This is a genomic window from Escherichia sp. MOD1-EC7003, from assembly GCF_002965065.1.
In the GTDB taxonomy this organism is placed as follows: domain Bacteria; phylum Pseudomonadota; class Gammaproteobacteria; order Enterobacterales; family Enterobacteriaceae; genus Escherichia.
Genome location: NZ_PTRE01000036.1, coordinates 1 through 5214, shown reverse-complemented (window position 1 = coordinate 5214; position 5214 = coordinate 1). Strand labels below are relative to the sequence as shown.

Sequence of the window (5214 nt, the reverse complement as noted above, 5' to 3'; positions counted from 1 at the left end):
CCATGGACAGAGACTACCTCGCGTCAGTCCTTGCGGGGAGCGGGCTTTCGTAATCTTGCCCTGCTCGGTGATATATTGAGACACTATGTTGATCTGAATCTTCATATTCAGACAGAAGGTTATAGTTCCGGTGAAAGTGTCTCTTGTGATGTTGAATATAATGATATAAATGATGTTAATCAAGTGATTACAGTTGCTGGAATAGTTGATGATAATGGAAGTGCTTGTGTATGCGGTGTCTTCTGTGATGTATTGATAAGTGTACAATAAGGAATTTATGATGGGTAAAGTTCGAGCAAAAGGTGGGGATGTATTAATTGCACGAAGACCTGCATGGAGCGGTGTTTATGCAGGTTATCCTAAAGTTAATGGAGGTACGGCATCGGAAGGCGATGAAGATCCTGAAATTGTTTTCACCAGCGTTTTTGGCCCTGACTATGATAAAACAACTTATCACCGTTCACAGTTAGTGAAAGACTGGGCAGAAGTGGTGAATATACAGCTCCATTATCTCCCACCGTACAGTCCAAACCTGAATCCGATAGAACGAATGTGGAAATTAATGAACGAACATGCCCGAAATAATCGCTACTTCAGCAGTACGCGAGAGTTCAGGGACGCAATATTTGAATTTTTCAGTCATACGCTGCCGGGTATAGCGGATTCTCTGGCATCCCGAATAAACGATCACTTTCAGGTACTCAAACCTGCGTCTTGAGGTTTATTGGGTATAGAGGCGATAATTCACCGAGAACAAGGCGCTATTTTATGAGTGATTTAAATACAAGTAAACAAGCATTCAAGGATAATATATCCAATTCTTATTGGATGACTAACTTTGGTGTGCCCTTGGCGAGGTTTAACGAGAGAAGGGAATACTTATAATGAAATGTAAGGTGTGTGTTATTTGTCTTATTATTACATCTTCCCCGTTGCAAGCAATATCTAATGACGAACAAAATAATTATAACAAAATTAATAGCGAGTATATAAGAGCAGATAAGGAGCTTAATAAATTATATAAAATAAAAATCCAGCAGTATAAGAACGAAGGGGCAGACTTTTATGGTCAGGTAGAGTCTCGTGACATTTATTTAAAAAAATCCCAACAAATATGGATAAAAATGCGAGATGCAAGTTGTAACTATGAAACTTACGAATCCAGAACCGGTACTGGTTTTTCAAGTATCTATACTCAATGTCTTTTTGAAAAAACAAATGAGAGAATCAAATATTTAAAACAAAATGATTAAGTTCGGTGCCGTCGAGCCTGTCAGTAAGTCTGTGTAACTGTCTGTCCAGGACGTATAAGAGCAGCGGGTTTAACTAAATAACTGCTCGGAATAGTAAATCACTTAAGGGGAACTCAGTCCGGTTTATGCAGGTAAAGATCATCAGAAACACACTTTTCGTACTAAATAATTCGCATTTTATGTTCAATAATTGAGATATTCCTTATTGCCTAAAGCTGTTTTTCATTGCTTATACATGCTCAAATACTCCTTACATAAATAAGGAGAACAAAATGGAACTTAAAAAATAGATGGAACATATTTCTATTATCCCCGATTACAGACAAGCCTGGAAAGTGGAACATAAATTGTCAGATATTCTACTGTTGACTATTTGTGCCGTCATTTCTGGTGCAGAAGGCTGGGAAGATATAGCGGATTTTGGGGAAACACATCTCGATTTTTTGAAGCAATATGGTGATTTTGAACATGGTATTCCTGCTCACGATACCATTGCCAGAGTTGTATCCTGTATCAGTCCTGCAAAATTTCACGAGTGCTTTATTAACTGGATGCGTGACTGCCATTCTTCAGATGATAAAGACGTCATCGCAATTGATGGAAAAACACTCCGGCATTCTTATGACAAGAGCCGCCGCAGGGGAGCGATTCATGTTATTAGTGCGTTCTCGACAATGCACACTATTGGGCGAAAACATTATCTGAGACTGAATGGTAACAGGCAAGATCACCCCGATGATGGCTATAATTTTAGAGGCAGAGGGTTGATTCAAATAACAGGGTATGAAAAATATAACGGATTTTCTACAGAGTACAACCTTTATTGGCCAAGTACAGCGCCTGATACAGTCAGTCATCCTGAAGAAATTAACGAGATGCCTTACGCCATTCGTAGTGCTCTATGGTTTTGGGTGAAATATAAACCTTATAATGCCGATACAGGTGGAGGCTATGATGATGTTGAAAATGTCACAATAGCCGTAAATGGAGGTATTATGGGGCTTACAGAGCGACAAGAGGCTTATCGTTTGTGCGAACAGGTGTTTCTATGAAAATATTATTATCATCATTATTTATTTTTTCATTTCATTCCTGTGCTAGCGAATGTAATTTTAATGAAACTCTTTTGGCATCATGTGATTTTTCTAAGGGAGGACGCATTGCTGTGTTTTGTGCAAGCACTGATAAAAGTGAGTCTCGATATTTCTTAAGAAATGATGGTTTTATTGAGCTAGAGGTTAAGTTTAATGATGAAAATAAACTAAAAAGATGGTTGGACTTGGGTACATATACAACTTATTTTGGTTTTAATAAAGGTATTTATTCATACGTTCTTGGTGTCCCGGAGGAAAGGCCAGATGTTGTGGCATTATTTTACATTAAGAGAAACGGAAGGCTCATTAGCACTAAGAAATGCGAATTCAACTCATTTGGTGAAAAAAACTTTAAAAATAATAGTATTGATGATGTGTTGGATACAGTTGTGAGGAACAATGGATTTAAATTTCCTTGATGAAGAACGAATATGGTAAACCTGAATGGCGGGGGAAGTCCGGGGATACCAGTACGGACGTTACAGCCAGCGATACTGAAAGCATTGTCTGACGACACTGAAAATAAAACGGAGAAACAGAGTCTGAGATTTGCGTTTCCTGGTGCCGACCGTTCAGTTGAAACCACGAGCTGGTTAATCGACCAGCCGTATAAAATTAGCGACAGCAACGGAGATGTCCTGGTATCAGGGACGATTGAACAATCAGGACGTTTGCCGAGAGTGATGCTGGATGAACCAGATGAACTGACATTAACAATGGGTAGCGAGGAATGGGAAGTAGAGAATTTGGCCTCAGAGGATGATGACTCATCTTCAGATGATGTCGCAGACGATGATGGGTGGTACGACCTGGAAAATGATCCTTATTACGGAAGACTGGAACAGGATGAACAATGGCCATCAGATGCTGATATTAATGAATTGCTTGATCGGCTCAAAGGGTGAATTTAATGAATAAAATAAAACGGTCTGTTTTTTTGTTTTTACTGTTTTTCTTTTCCGTGTCAGCCGTGTCAGCCGTGTCAGCCGCCTGTCTTGACGAGGGGGATGAAATTATGCTAACAGGTATATTGAAAAAAGAAATTATATATGGTCCTCCTGGCTGGGGGGAACATCCTCAAAGTGATGAAAAGATAACTTATTGGTTTATATATCCGGACAAAGTGCCTGGATGTTTTAACGCTTTGGATGACGATATCCGCCATTATAGTAAAAAGCTGCAAATAATTATGGTTGACAATCAGTATAATGAATACAGAAAATTGCTGGGGAAAGATGTTGAATTAAAAGGGAAGGTGATTTTTGCCAGCAGCCCATATCACAGTACACCTGTATTAATATTTAATGTATCGAATGTTGAGGCAGTTAAGGGAGATTGATTTAATGGGGCACAAATTCACTTCGGCGACACATAATAAAAAAACGTTAACCGCCATGTATAAAATGGCAGATGGCACCATCTATGTTCGTAAGGGAGGGACAATTCCATGGCGTCTTCAGAATCCCTGTAATTTGAGACCTGATAAATCAGGGAAGCCAGAATACTTTCAACCTTTACGGCTCGAAATTGCGCAAACTGCCAGTGGTGAGTTCGGTATGTATGGTTGTGAAGAAGATGGCTGGGAAATGGAGAAAAAGTTATTACGAAGCAGTCTGTACCGTGGTTGTAATATTGAGGAGATGGCAAAAATACATTCCCCTAAAAAGGACGGGAATGATCCGGTAAAATACGCAAGAGATATTCTGGCAGACAGTGGAGTATCACCTTCACTGACATTCGGAGAAATGGATGATGCGACTCTGGAAAGAGTCATGAAAGCCATTAAAAAAGAAGAAGGATATTATAATTTAAAAGAAACGCGTATTGAACAGTGGATTTACACTACTAATATCACTGTTACTGATGGAATCCGTCCTGCCGCTGGTGCCACTTTCAAGGCTACGTTAGGAACATGTGAATACAGTTGTAAAACGGATAAATATGGAAGACTGGCTCCGATTGTTCATAAAACAGAGGGAATGACCATTGATGTAAAGGCCGCTAACGCAGAAGGCCAGTATGAGACGGTTTACTCTGCTCAGGCTGGCAACAAAAGCAAAAATATTATTCTGAAGCGAAATCTTGTTCAGTATAAGGCCCATACTTTAGCCCATAATCCTGAACCACCCCATGAAAAAAGCCAGCCCAAACCGATAGACTATATTATTCAGTCCGGAGACACATTGTCTGAAATTGCTGCCCGGTATGAAGTAAGCGTTTCTGAACTGGTTGAGAACAATGGAATTAAAGACCCGAATAAAATCTATCCGGGGAAAAAAATTGTGATTTATGGTAAGAAAGAGCCGGATGATGTGAATTCGGGAGAGCAATCTCCCCAGGAGGGGAATGGCGAATCTTATCCCGTTCCTCCGAATGATCCAACAGCCGGGCGGGTGATGGCGATTATCCAGTGGATGGACCTTTATCTCCGGGAGGATGGACACCTGATAATACAGATGGCTCAGCCCCGTCACCTACCGGGACTGGCAGCACCACTCCGTCATCCGGAGCTGGTGAATCTTATCCTGCTCCCCCGAATGATCCAACAGCCGGTGTGGGTGATGGTGGTTATCCAGTGGATGGACCTTTATCACCAGGAGGGTGGATACCTGATAGTTCAGATGTGCCAGTACCGTCTCCACTAGGAGGAAGGACACCAGATACTATGCCAAATAAACCAAAAAACTTACCCACTGTGGGGCTGAGGGATCCCCATAAATCAGCGCTAATAAACCAACACCATATTCTGGTAGGTTTTGGCGAGATGATTAAGAACTGTGCTTAGCACTGTTCGTCTTAAAATTAGCGGGGAGTGTCGTAAGACATTCTTCGCTAACGTCAGATACGAGATTACCCGCCGTGCTTTA

General features: G+C 40.8%; 6 protein-coding genes and 3 pseudogenes. 8 read left to right on the top strand and 1 reads right to left on the bottom strand.

The window, feature by feature from the left end:
* The 8 genes and pseudogenes from A7090_RS26285 to A7090_RS06755 form a co-directional block, all read left to right on the top strand.
* Window positions 1–270 (top strand): hypothetical protein (locus A7090_RS26285; protein ID WP_206748389.1); only part of this gene is annotated, 270 nt, incomplete at its 5' end.
* Between the two features lie 175 nt (window positions 271–445).
* Window positions 446–718 (top strand): annotated as a pseudogene (locus A7090_RS06785) (transposase); the annotation flags it as partial.
* 166 nt (window positions 719–884) lie between these two features.
* Window positions 885–1253, top strand: coding sequence for a lysozyme inhibitor LprI family protein (locus tag A7090_RS06780; protein ID WP_105273439.1), 369 nt, complete (start codon window positions 885–887; stop codon window positions 1251–1253).
* 290 nt (window positions 1254–1543) lie between these two features.
* Window positions 1544–1939, top strand: a pseudogene (locus A7090_RS06775) (ISAs1 family transposase); the annotation flags it as partial.
* A gap of 362 nt (window positions 1940–2301) precedes the next feature.
* Entirely contained in the window at window positions 2302–2766 is a 465-nt protein-coding gene (locus A7090_RS06770; protein WP_105273438.1) for a hypothetical protein, read from the top strand.
* A gap of 12 nt (window positions 2767–2778) precedes the next feature.
* Window positions 2779–3252, top strand: a complete 474-nt coding sequence (locus tag A7090_RS26480; protein ID WP_241957264.1) for a hypothetical protein — start codon at window positions 2779–2781, stop codon at window positions 3250–3252.
* A gap of 5 nt (window positions 3253–3257) precedes the next feature.
* The gene (locus tag A7090_RS06760; RefSeq protein ID WP_105273437.1) at window positions 3258–3686 is read left to right on the top strand and encodes a DUF4431 domain-containing protein; all 429 of its coding nucleotides are present in this window, start codon (window positions 3258–3260) and stop codon (window positions 3684–3686) included.
* A gap of 4 nt (window positions 3687–3690) precedes the next feature.
* On the top strand, window positions 3691–4992 hold the full coding sequence (locus tag A7090_RS06755; RefSeq protein ID WP_198599572.1) for a LysM peptidoglycan-binding domain-containing protein: 1302 nt from the start codon (window positions 3691–3693) through the stop codon (window positions 4990–4992).
* Window positions 4993–5072: 80 nt separating this feature from the next.
* On the opposite strand, the pseudogene A7090_RS06750 reads toward A7090_RS06755, so the two are convergent.
* Window positions 5073–5214, bottom strand: a pseudogene (locus A7090_RS06750) (IS4 family transposase); the annotation flags it as partial.

Coding starts and splice junctions, on each gene's coding strand:
- A7090_RS06780 (WP_105273439.1), top strand. CDS start 885: ATGAAATGTAAGGTGTGTGTTATTTGTCTTATTATTACATCTTCCCCG.
- A7090_RS06770 (WP_105273438.1), top strand. CDS start 2,302: ATGAAAATATTATTATCATCATTATTTATTTTTTCATTTCATTCCTGT.
- A7090_RS26480 (WP_241957264.1), top strand. CDS start 2,779: ATGGTAAACCTGAATGGCGGGGGAAGTCCGGGGATACCAGTACGGACG.
- A7090_RS06760 (WP_105273437.1), top strand. CDS start 3,258: ATGAATAAAATAAAACGGTCTGTTTTTTTGTTTTTACTGTTTTTCTTT.
- A7090_RS06755 (WP_198599572.1), top strand. CDS start 3,691: ATGGGGCACAAATTCACTTCGGCGACACATAATAAAAAAACGTTAACC.